The 15758-nt window shown below is 71.5% G+C and carries 14 protein-coding genes; 9 read left to right on the top strand and 5 right to left on the bottom strand.

Annotated elements, in window-relative coordinates; all coding sequences use genetic code 11:
• The first annotated feature begins 1 nt into the window (after position 1).
• The 4 genes from HLB44_RS19855 to HLB44_RS19840 are packed head-to-tail and all read left to right on the top strand — an operon-like array spanning position 2 to position 6340.
• Positions 2-1813 (top strand): ABC transporter substrate-binding protein, encoded by a 1812-nt coding sequence (locus tag HLB44_RS19855; RefSeq protein WP_246312367.1) that lies wholly within the window; start codon positions 2-4, stop codon positions 1811-1813.
• An 8-nt stretch (positions 1814-1821) separates the two neighbouring features.
• On the top strand, positions 1822-3639 hold the full coding sequence (locus HLB44_RS19850; protein WP_173125809.1) for an ABC transporter substrate-binding protein: 1818 nt from the start codon (positions 1822-1824) through the stop codon (positions 3637-3639).
• Between the two features lie 8 nt (positions 3640-3647).
• The gene (locus HLB44_RS19845; RefSeq protein WP_173125807.1) at positions 3648-5438 is read left to right on the top strand and encodes an ABC transporter substrate-binding protein; all 1791 of its coding nucleotides are present in this window, start codon (positions 3648-3650) and stop codon (positions 5436-5438) included.
• Entirely contained in the window at positions 5435-6340 is a 906-nt protein-coding gene (locus HLB44_RS19840) for an NAD(P)-dependent oxidoreductase (RefSeq protein ID WP_173125805.1), read from the top strand. The genes HLB44_RS19845 and HLB44_RS19840 overlap by 4 nt, the downstream gene beginning before the upstream one ends.
• A gap of 7 nt (positions 6341-6347) precedes the next feature.
• On the opposite strand, the gene HLB44_RS19835 is transcribed toward HLB44_RS19840, so the two are convergent.
• Positions 6348-7280, bottom strand: a complete 933-nt coding sequence (locus tag HLB44_RS19835) for a LysR family transcriptional regulator (RefSeq protein ID WP_173125803.1) — start codon at positions 7278-7280, stop codon at positions 6348-6350.
• A 129-nt stretch (positions 7281-7409) separates the two neighbouring features.
• Between HLB44_RS19835 and HLB44_RS19830 the strand changes: the two genes are divergently transcribed.
• The 3 genes from HLB44_RS19830 (at position 7410) to HLB44_RS19820 (ending at position 9033) form a co-directional block, all read left to right on the top strand.
• Entirely contained in the window at positions 7410-7574 is a 165-nt protein-coding gene (locus HLB44_RS19830; protein WP_173125801.1) for a hypothetical protein, read from the top strand.
• 66 nt (positions 7575-7640) lie between these two features.
• The gene (locus tag HLB44_RS19825; RefSeq protein ID WP_173125799.1) at positions 7641-8168 is read left to right on the top strand and encodes a sigma-70 family RNA polymerase sigma factor; all 528 of its coding nucleotides are present in this window, start codon (positions 7641-7643) and stop codon (positions 8166-8168) included.
• Positions 8169-8172: 4 nt separating this feature from the next.
• The gene (locus tag HLB44_RS19820) at positions 8173-9033 is read left to right on the top strand and encodes an anti-sigma factor family protein (RefSeq protein WP_173125797.1); all 861 of its coding nucleotides are present in this window, start codon (positions 8173-8175) and stop codon (positions 9031-9033) included.
• Positions 9034-9037: 4 nt separating this feature from the next.
• On the opposite strand, the gene HLB44_RS19815 is transcribed toward HLB44_RS19820, so the two are convergent.
• Positions 9038-9559, bottom strand: a complete 522-nt coding sequence (locus HLB44_RS19815; RefSeq protein WP_173125796.1) for a GNAT family N-acetyltransferase — start codon at positions 9557-9559, stop codon at positions 9038-9040.
• 47 nt (positions 9560-9606) lie between these two features.
• Here HLB44_RS19815 and HLB44_RS19810 point away from each other — a divergent pair, with 47 nt between their 5' ends.
• Both HLB44_RS19810 and HLB44_RS19805 read left to right on the top strand, forming a co-directional pair.
• Positions 9607-11211: an AmpG family muropeptide MFS transporter gene (locus HLB44_RS19810; protein WP_173125794.1), complete on the top strand. Its 1605-nt coding sequence runs from the start codon at positions 9607-9609 to the stop codon at positions 11209-11211.
• 37 nt (positions 11212-11248) lie between these two features.
• The gene (locus HLB44_RS19805) at positions 11249-12193 is read left to right on the top strand and encodes a M48 family metallopeptidase (RefSeq protein WP_173125792.1); all 945 of its coding nucleotides are present in this window, start codon (positions 11249-11251) and stop codon (positions 12191-12193) included.
• A gap of 10 nt (positions 12194-12203) precedes the next feature.
• Here the strand turns inward: HLB44_RS19805 and HLB44_RS19800 are convergent, their stop codons facing one another.
• From HLB44_RS19800 to HLB44_RS19790, 3 genes are all read right to left on the bottom strand, one after another.
• Positions 12204-12821 carry a Crp/Fnr family transcriptional regulator gene (locus tag HLB44_RS19800; RefSeq protein ID WP_173125790.1) on the bottom strand — a complete coding sequence of 206 codons (618 nt, stop codon included), beginning with the start codon at positions 12819-12821 and terminating at the stop codon, positions 12204-12206.
• A gap of 101 nt (positions 12822-12922) precedes the next feature.
• Complete coding sequence (locus HLB44_RS19795; RefSeq protein WP_173125788.1) at positions 12923-13663, bottom strand: helix-turn-helix transcriptional regulator; 741 nt, start codon at positions 13661-13663, stop codon at positions 12923-12925.
• Between the two features lie 105 nt (positions 13664-13768).
• Positions 13769-15685 carry a M48 family metalloprotease gene (locus HLB44_RS19790; RefSeq protein ID WP_173125786.1) on the bottom strand — a complete coding sequence of 639 codons (1917 nt, stop codon included), beginning with the start codon at positions 15683-15685 and terminating at the stop codon, positions 13769-13771.
• Positions 15686-15758 lie beyond the last annotated feature (73 nt).

The following is a 15758-nucleotide window of genomic DNA, read 5'->3' as shown; positions in this document are numbered from 1 at the left end:
GTTGGACGCCACCCGCCGCCTGCTGCTCGCGCTGGCCGCCGTCAGCCCCGCCGGCCAGGCCGTGGCCGGCGACGGCGGCCGCAAGATCCTGCGCCTGGCATTCCGCTCTTCGGAGACGAGCTTCGATCCGGTGAAGGTGAGCGACCTGTACTCGCGCACCGTCACCCCGCACATCTTCGAGGCGCTGTACCACTACGACCACCTGGCGCGGCCGGCGAAGCTCAAGCCGCTGCTCGCCGAGGGCATGCCCGAGGTGTCCGCCGACTTCAAGACCTGGACCATCAAGGTCCGGCGCGGCATCTACTTCGCCGACGACCCGGCCTTCAAGGGCCGGCGCCGCGAGGTGGTTGCCGAGGACTTCATCTACCCCTTCAAGCGCGTCTTCGACCCCGCCACCAAAGCGGCCGGATTCGGCGAAGTGCAGTCGGTCGGATTCGTCGGCCTGAAGGCCCTGCGCGACGAGGCGCTGCGCGACAAGAAGCCGTTCGACTACGACCGGCCGGTGGCAGGCCTGCAGGCGCTCGACCGCCACACGCTGCGTTTCACGCTCGAAGCGCCGCGGCCGCGCCTTTTGGAGGTGCTGGCGCAGTCCGACCTCTATGGCGCGGTGGCGCGCGAGGTCGTCGAGTTCTACGGCACGGAGATCGATGGCCACCCGGTCGGCACCGGGCCCTTCCGGCTCAAGCAGTGGCGGCGCAGCTCGCTGATCGTGCTCGAGCGCAGCCCCGACTACCGCGAGGTCCACTACGACGGCGAGCCCGCGCCCGGCGACGCCGAAGGCCAGGCGCTGCTCGCCCGGTTCAAGGGACAGCGCCTGCCGATGGTCGACGAGGTGCAGATCTCGATCATCCAGGAGAGCCAGCCGCGCTGGCTGGCCTTCCTCAACGGCCAGATCGACACGCTGGCGACGCTGAGCAATCCGGTGCCCTCGGACTTCATCAACCTGGCCCTGCCCAACGGCCAGGTGGCACCGAACCTGGCGCGGCGCGGCATCCGCGGCGGGCTCACCGTCAATCCCGACACCGGCCTGTCGTACTTCAACATGGAGCATCCGGTCGTCGGCGGCTACACGCCGGAGCGGATCGCGCTGCGGCGCGCGGTCTCGCTCGGCTTCGACGTCCGGCGCGAGATCCGCCTGGTGCGCCGTGGCGCCGCGGTGCCCGCGCAATCGCCGGTGGTGCCGCACACCAGCGGCTACGACCCGGCGTTCAAGAGCGAGATGGGCGACTACGACCCGGCGCGCGCCAAGGCCCTGCTCGACATGTACGGTTACGTCGACCGTGATGGCGACGGCTGGCGCGAACAGCCCGACGGCAGCCCGCTGCTGCTGGAGATGTCGACCCAGCCCGACCAGATCTACCGCGCCTACGACGAGCTGTGGAAGAAGGCGATGGATGCCATCGGCCTGCGCATGCGCTTCGTCACCGCGCAATGGCCCGAGAACCTGAAGGCCGCACGCGCCGGCAAGCTGATGATGTGGCAGCTCGGGTCCTCGGCCGACAAGCCCGACGGCCAGGGCGCGCTGGCGCGGCTGTACGGCCCCGAGGCCGGCAGCCAGAACCTCGCGCGCTTCAATCTGCCGGCGTTCGATCGCATCTACGAGCGCATGCAGCAGCTGCCCGACGGGCCCGAACGCGACGCGCTGTTTCTCGAGGCCAAGCGCCTGGCCGTCGCGTACATGCCGTGGAAGAACCATGTGCACCGCCTCGAAGGCGACCTGGTCCATCCGCAGGTGCTGGGCTACCGCCGGCCGGTGTTCTGGAACGAGTGGTGGCACCTGGTCGACATCGACGAGAGCAAACGCAGGCCATGATCGACACCATGCGACGACTGATGCTCGCGCTGCTCGCTGTGCTCGGCGCAGCGGCCGCGAACGCGGGCGAGGCCGCTGCCGCGCCGGGCCCGAAGATCCTGCGCGTCGCCTTCGCCGCCGCCGAGACCAGCCTCGATCCGGCGAAGATCGTCGACAGCTATTCGCGCGCGCTCACGGCCCACATCTTCGAGGCGCCGTACCGCTACGACCATCTGGCGCGGCCCTACAGGATCAAGCCGAACTTGGCCGATGGCATGCCGGAGGTTTCGCCCGACTTCAAGGTCTGGACCGTCAAGCTGCGGCGCGGCATCCGCTTCGCCGACGACCCGGCGTTCAAGGGCCAGCCGCGCGAGCTGGTGGCGCAGGATGTCGTCTATTCGATGAAGCGCATCTTCGACCCGGCGGTCAAGAGCCCGGTGGTCGGTGGCATGCTGTCGACCGGGTTCGTCGGCCTGAAGGCGCTGCGCGACGATGCGATCGAGCAGAAGAAGCCCTTCGACTACGACCGTGAGGTCGAGGGCATGAAGGCGCTCGACCGCTACACAGTGCGCTTCACGCTCGAAACGCCGCGGCCGCGGCTGATCGAGACGCTGGCCGCGCCCGACCTGTTCGGTGCCGTCGCGCGCGAGGTGGTCGAGCACTACGGGAGCGAGATCGATGCGCACCCGGTCGGCACCGGGCCGTTCCGGCTCAAGCAATGGCGGCGCAGCTCGCTGATCGTGCTCGAACGCAACCCGCAGTTCCGCGAAGAGCTCTATGACGGCGAGCCGGCCGCCGACGACGCCGAGGCCCAAGCGCTGCTCCAGCAGTTCAAGGGCCGCCGCCTGCCGCTGGTCGACGAGGTGCACGTTGCGATCATCAACGAGAGCCAACCGCGCTGGCTGAGCTTCCTGAACGGCCAGGTCGATCTGCTCGCACCGCAGGCCAATGCGGTGCCGTCTGATTTCTTCGGCATCGCCATGCCCCGGGGCAAGCTGGCGCCCAACCTCGCCAAGCAGGGCATCATCGGCAAGCTCAACGTCAATGCCGACAGCGGCCTGACGTTCTTCAACATGGAGCACCCGCTGATCGGCGGCTACGCGCCGGAGAAGGTCGCTCTGCGCCGCGCGATCTCGCTGGCCTACGACGTCAGGCGCGAGATCCAGCTGGCCCGCCGCGGCGCCGCGGTGCCGGCGCAGTCGCCGGTCGTGCCGCACACCTCCGGCTACGACCCGGCCTTCAAGAGCGAGATGAGTGACTTCGACCCGGCGCGGGCGCGCGCGCTGCTCGACCTCTACGGCTACCTGGATCGCGACGCCGATGGCTGGCGCGAGCTGCCCGACGGCAGCGCATTGCAGCTGGAGATGGCCACCCAGCCGGAGCAACGCAACCGCACCTTCGACGAGCTGTGGAAGAAGGCGATGGACAAGGTCGGCTTGCGCATTCGCTTCGTCACCGGCGAATGGCCCGAGAACCTGAAGGCCGCGCGCGCCGGCAAGCTGATGATGTGGCAGCTCGGCTCGTCGGCCACGTCGCCCGACGGCCAGCAGGCGCTGGCGCGGCTGTACGGCCCGGAGACCGGCAGCCAGAACATGTCGCGCTTCAAGCTGCCGGCCTTCGACCGCCTCTACGAACGCATGCAGCAGCTGCCTGACGGGCCCGAGCGCGAAGCACTGTTCCTCGAGGCCAAGCGGCTTGCCGTGGCCTACATGCCGTGGAAGTTCCACGTGCATCGGCTCGAGGCCGATGTCTGGCATCCGTGGGTGATCGGTTTCCGCCGGCCGCTGTTCTGGTACGAGTGGTGGCACTTCGTCGATATCGACGACAGCAAGCGCAAGCCGCATTGACCGGCCCGATGCTGCGCCGTCGAGACCTGATCGCCAGCGCTGCCGCGGTTCCGATCGGCAGCGCTGCGGCCCCGCAGTCCGCGGCAGGCGGCCCGAAGACTTTGCACCTGGCGCTCGCCGCCACCGAAACGCAGCTCGACCCGCCGCAGACCGAGAGCAGCCGCTACACCTTCCAGCTGCTGGCCTGCATCCTCGAAGCGCCGCTGCGCTTCGACTACCTCGCGCGGCCGCCGCGGCTGCAGCCGGCCACCGCCGCGGCGATGCCGGAGATCACGCCCGACAGCAAGCAGATCACGCTGCGCATCCGCCCCGGCATCCTGTTCTCCGACGACCCGGCCTTCGGCGGCAAGCCGCGCGAGCTGACCGCCGCCGACTACGTCTATTCGATCAAGCGCTTCTACGACCCGCGCTGGAATTCGAGCGACCTGTATTTGTTCGAGGAGTCCAAGCTGCTCGGCCTGTCCGAGCTGCGCCGCGCGGCGATCGCCACGCGCAAGCCCTTCGACTACGACCGCGAGGTCGAAGGCGCGCAGGTGCTCGACCGCTACACCTTTCGGCTGCGCTTTGCCGAACCGGTGCCGCGCTTCATCTACAACCTGGCCCATCCGTACTTGACCGGCGCGGTCGCGCGCGAGGTGGTCGAGCGCTACGGCAACGACATCGGCACGCACCCGGTCGGCACCGGCCCGTTCCGGCTGACGACCTGGCGCCGCGGCTCGCGGCTGGTGCTCGAGCGTTCGCCGAGCTTCCGCGGCGACCCCTACAGCGGCGAGCCGGCCGACGATCCACTCGCGCAGGCCATCGCCCGGCGCCTCGCCGGCCGACGCCTGCCCTGCGTCGACCGCATCGAGTTCCAGATCATCGAGGAGCAGCAGCCGATGTGGCTGTCCTTCCTCGGCGGGCAACTGGACACGATCGAGGTGCCCGGCAGCTTCGGCACGCTGGCGGTGCCGAACGGCCAGCTCGCGCCGTTCCTGCGCAAGAAGGGCATCCGGCTCGACCTGAGCCAGGCGGCGGACATGAGCATGAGCTTCTTCAACGGCGACGACCGGATCGTCGGCGGCAATGCGCCCGAGAAGGTGGCGCTGCGGCGCGCGATCGCGCTGGCGCACGATGGCGCGCAGTGGATCCGCCTGGTGCGCGGCGGGCTGGCGGTGCCCGCGCAGTCGGTGGTCGTGCCCTTCACCTCGGGCTTCGACGAGGCCTACCGCAGCGAGATGAGCGAGCACGACCCGGCGAAGGCGCGCGCGCTGCTCGATCTCTACGGCTACCTCGACCGCGACGGCGATGGCTGGCGCGAGCTGCCCGATGGCCGGCCGCTGACGCTGCGCATCGCGGCGCTGCAGAACCAGGCCGCGCGCGACGGCAACGAGGTCTGGTACCGCTCGCTCAAGCGCATCGGCGTGCGCGTCGAGTTCGAGATCGCCGGCTGGGCCGAGATGCTCAAGCGCTCGCGTGCCGGCGCCCTGCAGATCTGGGGTTATGCCTGGAGCGCCGCGTCGCCGGATGGCGGCTTCTTCCTCGGCATTGCGTACGGCCCGAACGCCAACGAATCGAACGACGCACGCTTCGCGCTGCCCGCCTTCGACCGCCTCTACGAGCGCCAGCGCCGGCTGCCCGACGGCCCCGAGCGGATCGCGCTGATGCACGAGGCCAAGAATCTGCTGGTCGCCTACATGCCGTATAAAGTGCACGGCCACCGGCTGCAGGCCGATCTGCTGCAGCCGTGGCTGCTCAACTACTGGCGCCACCCGTTCATGCGCGACATCTACCACTACCTCGACGTCGAGGGCCGATGACCACGACGGTGCTGCTGTTGACGCCGGATCCGGCGCAGTCGGCCGCGCTGGCCGCGGTGGTGCAGGCCGCCGCGCCGGAGCTCACGCTGCTGACCGACCACCGCGCGCTCGACGACGCGCAGCTCGCCGCGATCGATGTCGTGCTCGGCTGGCGCCTGCCGCCGGGCCTTGCCGGGCGCCTGACGCGGCTGCGCTGGGTCTGCTCGATGGCCGCCGGCGTCGAGAAGCTGCTGGTGCCCGACCTGGCGCCGGGGGTGCCGATGTCGCGCGTCGTCGATCCGGAGCAGGCGCTCGGCATTTCGCAATACGTCGCGCTGATGTGCCTGCGCCACGCGCGCACGCTGCCGCTGTACGAGGCGCAGCAGATGGAGCGCCGCTGGACGCGCCACCCGCTGCCGGCGGCGCGGCACCGCATCGGCATGCTCGGCTGGGGCGAGGTCGGCCGCGCAGCCGCCGCGCCACTGCAGGCACTGGGCTTCGAGGTCGCGCCGTGGCGCCGCGACAGCGGCGCGCTGCACGCGCTGCTCGGGCGCTGCCAGATCGTCGTGATCGCCTTGCCGCTAACGCCCGAAACCAGCGGCCTGCTCGATGCCGCAGCCTTCGCCGCGATGCCGCGCGGCGCCTATCTGATCAACGTCGCGCGCGGCGGCCATATCGTCGAGACCGACCTGATCGCCGCGGTGCAATCCGGCCACCTGGCTGGCGCCGCGCTCGACGTGCAGCAGCACGAACCGCTGCCGGCCGACGATCCGCTGTGGGGCGTGCCCGGCATCACGATCACCCCGCACATCGCGGCGCAGCCGTCGCACGAGACCGTCGCGCGGCAGTTCGTCGCGGGCTTGCGCTGCCTGCAGGCCGGGCGGCCGTTGCCGAACGCGGTCGACCGCGGCCGCGGCTACTGATCCGGATTCAGGGCAGCGGATCGAGGCGGGCAGCAATCCCGTCGCCGACGTCCTGCATGAACGCCCGCACACGCGCCGTCTGGCGCAGATCCGGGTGCGTCAGCATCCACACCGGCACCGCCAGCTCGGGGATCGGCTCCGACACCGCGACCAGCTCCGGATGGCGCGCCTGCATGAAGGTCGGCAGCAGCCCGACGCCGATGCCGGTGTGCAGCATCGCGGCGACGGCGTTGAAGATGTCGACGCGCAGCCGCACGCGCGCCTGCGCCAGCTGCCGCTTCATCCACTGGTCGTAGACGCGGCTTTGCATGTCGCGCTCGAAGGCCACCCACGGCGCGTCGCGGATCAGCGCCGCCAGCGGCTCGACCGCCTGCGGCAGCCCCGGCGCGCCGCGGCGTGCGTAGACGCAGCATTGCGTCAGCCCGAGCGGCCGGCCGACCAGGTGCTCGGCCACCTGCGCCGACAGCCGCACCGCGACGTCCGCCTCGCGCCGCATCCAGGCCGGTGACTCGTCGGCCGTGCGCCGGCGCGACAGGTCGACCAGCACCGCGTTCTCGACCACCTCGACCTCGATGCCCGGGTAGGCGCGCGCGAAATCGGCCAGCGGCTGCGGCAGCAGGTGCTCCATCACGACGAAGGCGGTCGTCAGGCGCAGCAGGCCGGTTAGCGCGCGGTCGCGGCCGAGCACCTGGCGCTCGATCTCCTCGGCGCGATCGGCCATCCGCCGCGCCTGTTCGAGGACCAGCGCCCCGGCCTCGGTGGGTTGGTAACCACTTCGCGTGCGCTCGAACAGCCGTGCGCCCAGGCGCTCCTCCAACGCATCGAGCCGGCGCAACACGGTGGTGTGGTTGACCCCGAGCTGGCGCGCCGCCGCCGCCAGACCGCCCGACGCGCCGACCGCCAGTGCATAGCGCAGGTCGCTCCAATCGAGTTCATCCATGCCGGCGAGTATCCTAGTTCAGTGCAAGTTTGCAAAGTCGTGGTGCGCTTCCGGGCGTTGTGTGCGTGGATCGACGGTTCTACAGTGCCTGACCGCCCGGCGTCCCGCCGCGGGCGTTGGAGAAAACCGATGGACATGCGACTGCCCGCTGGCGTCGCCGCCGCCGCCGATGCCCCGCCGCCGCTGCGGCTGCTGCAGCGCTGGACGCCACCGGCACCGCCCCAGGTCCCCGCCCCGCTGCACGGCTGGGCGGCCTGCAGGCAGGCGCTGCAGCAGCTGTTCCTGGCGCGCTAAAGCGCGCAGCGCCGCCCGGCGCACTGGGCGCCGGAATAATGGGGCTTTCCGTGCCGTATCCCCTCGGTGCACGCCCCGGACTGCTTCCGCCAGCAACTGCTCGCCGCGATCCCGCGGCTGCGGCGTTACGCGCGCTCGCTGGTCTTCGACGCCGCGGCCGCCGATGACCTGGTGCAGGGCACGCTGGAGCGCGCGCTCGCCCACTGGCACCAGTTCGACCAGCGCCGCGACATGCTGCTGTGGCTGCTGTCGATCGCCCACAACGCCTTTCTCGATGGCCGCCGGCGCGATGCCCGCTTCACCGTGCTGGAGCCGGCGCGCCTGCAGGCGCAGCAGGAGCTGACGGCCAGCGATCCCGGCGTCGACGTCGGCCTGCGACTCGACCTGGGCGCCGCGCTGGCACGGCTGACGCCGGAGCAGCGCGAACCGCTGCTGCTGGTCAGCGTCGAACAGCTGACCTATGCCGAATGCGCCGAGGCGCTCGGCATTCCGATCGGCACCGTGATGTCCCGCGTCTCGCGCGGCCGCGCGGTGCTGCGTCAATGGCTGGACGGGCGCGCCGAGCCGGTGCGCACGCTGCGGCGGGTGGTTTGAAGCGATGACGAACGAGCGGCCCTTTCATCCTGACGACGAGCAGCTGTCGGCCTGGCTCGACGGCGAGCTCGACGCCGCGACGCACGCTGCCGTCGAGACCTGGCTGCACGAGCACCCCGACGACGCGGCGCGCGTGCGGCTGTGGGCTGCCGACCGCAGCGCACTGCGCGCACGCTTCGGCCCGCTGGCCGACGAGCCGGTCCCCGCCGGTTTGCAGCGCCTGGTGCAGGCGTCCGGGCGCCGCGGTGGGCTGATGCTGCGCGCGGCACTGGTGGCCGGCCTGCTGGTCGGTGGCGCACTGCTCGGCGCCGGCACCACTTGGCTGCTCAAACCGTCGATGACCACGCTGACGGCCGTCGAGGCGCCCAGTCCTGCCACGGCCAGCTGGACGCAGCGCGCCGCCATTGCCCACGCGGTGTATGCGCCCGAGCTGCGCCATCCGGTCGAGGTTGACGTCACGCAGGGCGACGCCGCGGCCCAGCGTGCGCAGGAGCAGCATCTGGCGCGCTGGCTGTCCAAGCGTCTGCAGATGCCGGTCAAGCTGTTCGACCTGCGCGCCCAGGGCTTCGAGCTCGTCGGCGGCCGCCTGCTGCCCGACGTGGCGGGGCCGAGCGCGCAGCTGATGTACCAGAACGCCGCCGGCGAGCGCGTCACCGTCTACCTGCGCCGGCCCGAGCCGGGCACGCACACGGCATTCCGCTTCCAGCGCGAAGGCGAGCTCGACATGTTCTTCTGGGCCGAGGAAGGTTTCGGCTGCGCGCTGGTCGGCAAGCTGCCGCGCGAGCGGCTGCTGGCGCTGGGCCAGGCGGCCTACCTGCAGATCGAGGCCGAGCTGCCGGCGCCGCGGCCGCGCCCCGGCACGTGAGGCTTCAGCCGTCGACCGGCTGCAGCGGCGTCGTGAGCGTGCGCTGGTAGAAGGCCAGGTCGAGCCAGCGGCCGAACTTGAAGCCGGCCTCGCGGATCGTGCCGGCGTGCTGGAAGCCCAGCTTCTCGTGCAGCGCGATGCTGGCGTCGTTGCGCGCATCGATGCCGCCGACCATCACGTGCACGTCGCGCTCGCCGGCGGCGTCGACCAGCGCCTGCAGCAGCACGCGGCCGAGGCCGTGGCCGCGGTGATCGGCATGGATGTAGATCGAGTGTTCGACCGAGTACTTGTAGGCCGGCCAGGCGCGGAACGTGCCGTAGCTGGCGAAGCCGAGCAGCGTGCCTGCGTCGTCCACGGCACCGATGACCGGGAAGCCATTGGCCCGCTTGGTCGCGAACCACGGCCCCATCGACTCGGGCGCGCGCGGCCGGTAGTCGTACAGCGCGGTCGAATTGGCGATCGCCTCGTTGAAGATCGCCAGGATCGCCGCGGCGTGCTCGGCTTCGGTGCAGGAGATGAGCTTCATGCGTCCATCATGACGCCCAGGCCGGTGCCACGACAATGGCGCCGCGCATGACGACCCCCCTCGATCCCCACCTTCGCCGGCCCCTGCCGCATCCGCGCCTGGCCGCGAGCTATCGCCTCTTCGTCACCGCGGTGCTCGGCTTCGCCTCCGGGCTGCCGCTGGCGCTGACCGGCCAGGCGATGCAGGCCTGGCTGTCGATCGAAGGGCTGGACATCGCGACGATCGGCTTCCTGAGCCTGGTCGGCCTGCCCTACACCTTCAAGTTCCTGTGGGCGCCGCTGATGGACCGCTTCGAGCTGTGGCCGCGCTGGGGCCGGCGCCGCGGCTGGCTGGTGCTGACGCAGCTGGTGCTGGCCGGGCTGCTGTGGCTGCTGGCGGCGACGCCGCCCAAGGGCGCGCTGCAGCTCTTTGCGCTGCTCGGCGTGGTGATCGCCTTCGTCTCGGCCTCGCAGGACGTGGTCATCGATGCCTTCACGACCGACCTGTTGCCGCCGGCCGAGCGGGGCCTGGGCTCGTCGCTGAAGGTGATGGGCTACCGGCTGGCGATGATTCTGTCCGGCGGCATCGCGCTGATCTGGACCGATGCGGTGACCGGCAGCGGCTGGACCTGGCCCGAGGTGTATCGGCTGATGGCCGTGCTGATGGTCGGCGCCGCGGTCTTCTCGGCGCTGGTGCTGCCGCGCCTGCCGCTGCCGGAGGCACCGACCAGCGTCGCGCGCAACGACCTGATCGGCTTCGTCGCGGTGATGCTCGCCGCGGCGACCGGCTACCTCGTCACGCTGCACCTGCTGACGCCGCTGGCCGGCCTGCTGCTCGCGCCGTGGCTCGAGGGCAGCACGCTGAGTGCCGCGCTGAAAACGCGCTGGGTCGACCTGCTCGCGCTGCTGCTGGGCATCGCCTTCACGCTGCCGCTGGCCGGCTGGGCGGCGCGGCGCGCGCGCTTCGACACGCTGATCGGCGGCCTGCGCGGCTATTTCTCCCAGCGCGGCGCGGCGGCTTTCCTGCTCTTCATCGTGCTCTACAAGCTGGGCGACGCCTTCGCCGGCGCACTGATGACGCCGTTCCTGCTGAAGGCGATGGCCTTCAGCTCGGCCGAGGTCGGTGTCGTCAACAAGGTGATCGGGCTGTGGCTGACGATCGGCGGCGCGCTGCTCGGCGGGCTGCTGATGCTCAAGCTCGGGCTGTGGCGCGCGCTGATGGTGTTCGGCGTGCTGCAGGCGGCGAGCAACCTCGGTTTCTGGTGGCTCGCGGCGCAGGGCAAGGGCAGCCTGGGCGCGCTGACGATGCCGGCCTTCGACTTCTGGATCGTGTCGCTCAGCCAGCCCACCGAGGTCGATGGCGCGCTGCTGATGGTCGTGACCTTCGAGAACCTGTCGGGTGGCATGGGCACGGCAGCCTTCCTCGCCTTCCTGATGAGCCTGACGCAGCAGCGCTTCACCGCGACGCAGTTCGCGCTGCTGAGCGCCTTTGCGTCGGTCGGCCGCGTGTGGGTCGGGCCGCTGGCCGGCGTGCTGGCCGAATCGATCGGCTGGCCGAGCTTCTTCATCGTCTCGACGGTGCTCGCGCTGCCGGCGTTGTGGATGTTGTGGGCCCTGCGCTTGCCGGTGCGGGCCTTGGAGGTGGTGCCCGGCCAGGCACCGGCCGACGACTAGACGGGGAACCCGCACCAGCGCTTAGGATCGCAGGCCCATGACCGAACTCTTCAACGCCGACGCTTCGATCGCCGTGCCGCCGATGGTGGCGCATGCCCGCGACTGCCGCTGCACGCTGCATGCGCGCCGCCGCCTCGGCGGTGCGCTGCTCGGCGCCGGTGTGCTGGCGACGGCCGCCCCGGCGGTGCTGGCGCAGGACCTGTCCGCCGAGTGCCAGCGCTCCGGTTTCACGAAGGTGGTGTCGGCCGAGCAGATCGAGAAGGCGGCCGGCCAGCAGTACCGCAGCATGCTGAACCAGGCCGGCAGCCAGCGCGCGCTGGGGCCGGTGGACCATCCGCAGGTGCGCCGCCTGCGCTACATCGCCGATCGCATCGTGCCCTTCACGACGACCTGCAATCCGCGCGCGGCGGACTGGAAGTGGGAGGTCAACCTGATCGGCTCGCAGGACCTCAACGCCTTCTGCATGCCCGGCGGCAAGATCGCCTTCTACTACGGCATCCTCGCCAAGCTGCAGCTGAGCGACGACGAGGTGGCGATGATCATGGGCCACGAGGTCGCTCATGCACTGCTCGAGCATGCCCGCGAGCGCATGGGCAAGACGATGGCCACGCGCGGCGCGATCGAGATCGGCGCGGCGCTGTTCGGCCTCGGCAACGCCGGCCGCATGATGGCCGACATGGGCGGCCAGTTGCTGACGCTGCGCTTCTCGCGCGATGACGAATCGGAAGCCGACGCGCTGGGCCTGATGATGGCCTCGCAGGCCGGCTACAACCCGCGCGCCGGCGTCACGCTGTGGCAGAAGATGATGTCGGCGAGCAAGGGCGCGCCGCCGCAATGGCTGTCGACCCACCCGTCGGGCGAAGCGCGCATCGCGGAGATCGAGGCGCGCATGCCGCGCGTCGAGCCGGTGTACCGGCAGGCGGCGAAGCCGGGCGAGCGCTTCGGACCGCCGGCGCCGGCGAGCGCTCAGCCGAAGAAGTGACGCTGAAGGCTCACCACTTTCCAGGCAGCGCGCGCGCGAGGGCCATGCCTCCGGCGCCGAGCGGCTCGACGAAGCCGCCGCGCTCCAGGTCCTTCACCAGCCGGCTGACCATCTCGCGCGAGCAGCCGAGGCGGTTGGCCATCTCCTGGTGCGTCAACCGCTCCAGCAGCACGCGGCGGCCGTCCGGCCCTGCCGTCGGGGCCAGCGATTCGAGCAGCTGCTTCAGGCGGCCGTAGACGTCGTTCAACGCCATCTGGCGCGCGCTCAGCGTCGCCGAGCGGGCACGCCGGATCACCTTGGACAGCAGCTCGAAGGCGAACGCCGGCCGTTCGGCGATGAAGGCCTCCAGCGTGCGCCGCGTGACCACCGCGCAGGTGCTGGCTTCGAGCGTGATCACGCTGGCCGAGCGGCGGCCGCCGTCCAGGCTCATCTCGCCCAGGTACTCGCCGGGGCCGTAGACGCCATAGGTGATCTCGCGTTCCTTGTCGCCGACACTGAAGGCGCGCAGCCGGCCGGAGACGATGATGAAGATCGTCTCGCCGATGTCGCCCTCGTGGATCAGCACGGTGCCGCGGCGATAACGGCGCAGCTCGCCCCGCTTGGCCAACGCGGTCAGCGCATCGCTCATCGGGGGCAGTTCGTCGGGCTGGGGCTGCGGCACCGCGCGATGCTAATGCACCCACGGTGACGGACCCGGCGCGGCGCGCCGGGCCCGGGGCGCCACGCCGGTCAGGCGGCCAGCGCCGTGCGCTGCTCGCGCTGTGGCCGATCCAATGCCGGCCGCAGCGGCCGCGGTGCCGGCAAGGGCGCCAGGCCCTGCAGCGCACTGACCAGCGGCGGCAGCATCGCCACCTGGCGCACCAGCGCGCGGATGCTGGGCGAGCGCGTCTTCGCGCGCACGCTGCCGATCTGCGTGCGGATCGTCGCCAGGCCGACGCCCTGCCGCAGCGCGATCTCGTGCGGCGTCAGGTCGGCGCACAAGCCCTTGACGACGGCGGTTTCGGCCAGCGTCAGGCCATGCGCGCGGGCGAACCATTCCACCGTCAGCTCCTCGCAGACCTGGCGCTTGCCGAGCACCAGCATCACGCAGCGCCCCGCTTCGCCCGGCAGCGCGGCCAGCGGCACGACGGCCAGCGTCACGCGCAGTTCGTCGCTGCCCAGGCACAGCAGCCGGCGCAGCCCGCGCTGCGCGGCGCCGGTGAGCGCGTCGCGCAGGGACAGCAGGTCGTGCGGATGGCGGGCGCGCAGCTCGTTGCCGATCAGCAGCAGCGGATGCTGGGCATCGAGCTCGCGGCGCGCCGCGCGGTTGGCCTGGCACACCAGGCCTTCGTCGTTGAGCAGCACGATCCCGTAGTCGAGTTCGTCGACCATCTGCAGCAGGCGCCGAGCCGGCGGCGTGGCTTGATCGAAGGCCAGCGCGCTGCTGCGCGGCAGGCTGGTCAGGTTGGGCAGGTCGAACGCGTCGAGCATGGGATCCTCCTGGGCGCCTCGCTTGCCGGCCGTGCCATGCGGGCGGACCGGTGCGAGCGTGGGCGGAAGCCTAGGCAGGTGCGCTTGTCACGGGTCGTGACAAATTCACCTCGCCAGCGACGCGCAGCGCCGGCGCGCGCCACGCACGGCGCGCAGACGCCGCTGCCAGGCGGCGGGCTGGCGGTCGAGCAGGCAGATCATCAGCGGCAGCGGCCACTCGTATGCGGCCGCCCGATCCAGCGCCTGCTGCGGCCGCCGGCCGCGGCGCGCCCACCAGCCGAATTCCAGCGCCAGCACGTACGCCGGGAACGACGGGTCGGCCGGCAGCGTGCGCCGGACCAGGTAGACCGCCGCGGGCTTGAAGCTGCCCAGCGCGGCCAGCAGCTCGTCGACGCGCAGCCGCGTGGCGGCATCGAGCTCGGCCGGCGCCAGCGCGTGGCCATGGTCGAGGCGGCCGAGCTGCTCGGCGCGCTCGCGCTCCAGCGTGTCGCGCCGGCGCCAGCGTTCGGCATAGACCTCGGCCTGCGCGCTGTCCCGGCGCTCGGCGAAGAAGGCATGGCAGCGCTCGCAGCCCGGCTTGATCGCATCGGCGTCCAGCGCCATCGCGCGTTCGATCAGCGTGAGGCCGGCGGCGTCGCCGGCGTCCAGGCGCAGCGTGCCCTCGAGGTACAGCGCCGGCGCGTGGTCGACATGGCCGGCGTTGAAATCGGCGACCGCGGTGGCCAGCTCGGGCGCCGGTTCGAGCTGCGCGCGCAGGCGCAGGCACTCGAAGGCTTCGTCGTCGTTCAGCGCTGCCTGCGCACGCAGCGCGGCCAGGCGGTTGCGCTGCTGCTGCGCCTGCTGGTGGCGCTCGGCCCACGGCTCGGCGATCCGCTCGGTCCAGGCCTGCTGCAGCTGCTGGCGCAGCGCCGGCAGCAGCGCGCCGAGCCAGGCCTCGGCAGCCGACGGGCCGGTGTGCGGCGGCGGCATCTCCTGCAGCGCCGCGGCGGCGCCGGGCAGCGCGGCGAGGCGGGCCCGCAAGGGAGGGTGGGTGTCGAGCACGCCGCCCTCGCGGTCCAGCGCATCGCCGAGCCAGCGCTGCGCATTCGGTTGCGTCGCGGCCTGGGCCGAGACCTCGGCCCAGCGCTGCTGCAGATCGGCCGGCGGGCGCGCGTCGTGGATCACCCGCTCGAAGACCTGGCCGTAGAACGCTTCGTGGTGCGCGCCGGCGAGGTTCACGCGCTTCAGCGCCGCCGCGGCCGCCGCGGCGCCGACCAGGTCGACCGAGGCGCGGTCGGCCTGGTATTCGTTGGCCCGCGCCAGCACGTGGGTGTAGGCATTGAAGTACGGCGCATACCAGCCGACCAGCCGCCGCAGCGCGCGGCCGGCGAAGCCCTGCCATTGCGATGCCAGTGCGTCGATCGTCGCCCAGGTCAGCCGCAGCCGGTAGATGAAGGCGGCGAAGCGTCCGTGCGAGCCGGCCAGGTGCCCGTATTCGTGCGCGACGACGGCCAGCGCCTCGTCGGGCGCCAGGCTGTCGAGCAGCGGCAGCCCGAGCAGCAGGTGGTTGCGCGGCCAGCCGATGAGCCCGAACAGCGGCCGCTGCACGATCGCCGCATTGACCTCGTCGACCAGCAGCACCTGGTGCACGCGCGGCCCGCGCAGGCGCCGGCGCATGCCGTCGAGGGCCTCGAACAACGCCGGCGCGTCGGTGCGCGTGACCGGCAGCCCCTGCGGCGCCGGCAGCCGCACGAACAGCGCCTTCAGCGCCGAGCGCACCAGGAACCACAGCGGAATCGCCAGCACCAGCAGCAGCTTGCCGAGCTTGAGCAGCAGCAGGATCAGCGCCGTGCCGTTGAACAGCATTCCGATCGCCAGCCCGGCCAGCAGCAGCAGCCCGAAGCCGGCGATGCCGAGCACCAGCGCCAGGATGCCGAAGCCCAGCAGTGCCAGCAACGCCACCTTGGCCTGGTAACGCGCGGGCGCCGCGGCACTCTCGGCCTCCAGATGGGCCACCATGCGCTTGAAGCGCTCGATCTCCACGGCGTCCTCCCTGCCCGTGCGTCCGGGCTGTCGCGTGTGTCGATCGATTATTGCGGCCCGCGCGGCGTGCCGG

Source organism: Pseudaquabacterium terrae, assembly GCF_013266755.1.
GTDB lineage: Bacteria > Pseudomonadota > Gammaproteobacteria > Burkholderiales > Burkholderiaceae_C > Pseudaquabacterium > Pseudaquabacterium terrae.
The sequence above is the reverse complement of the archived record's forward strand: the minus strand, read 5'-3'. Positions and strand labels throughout refer to the sequence as shown.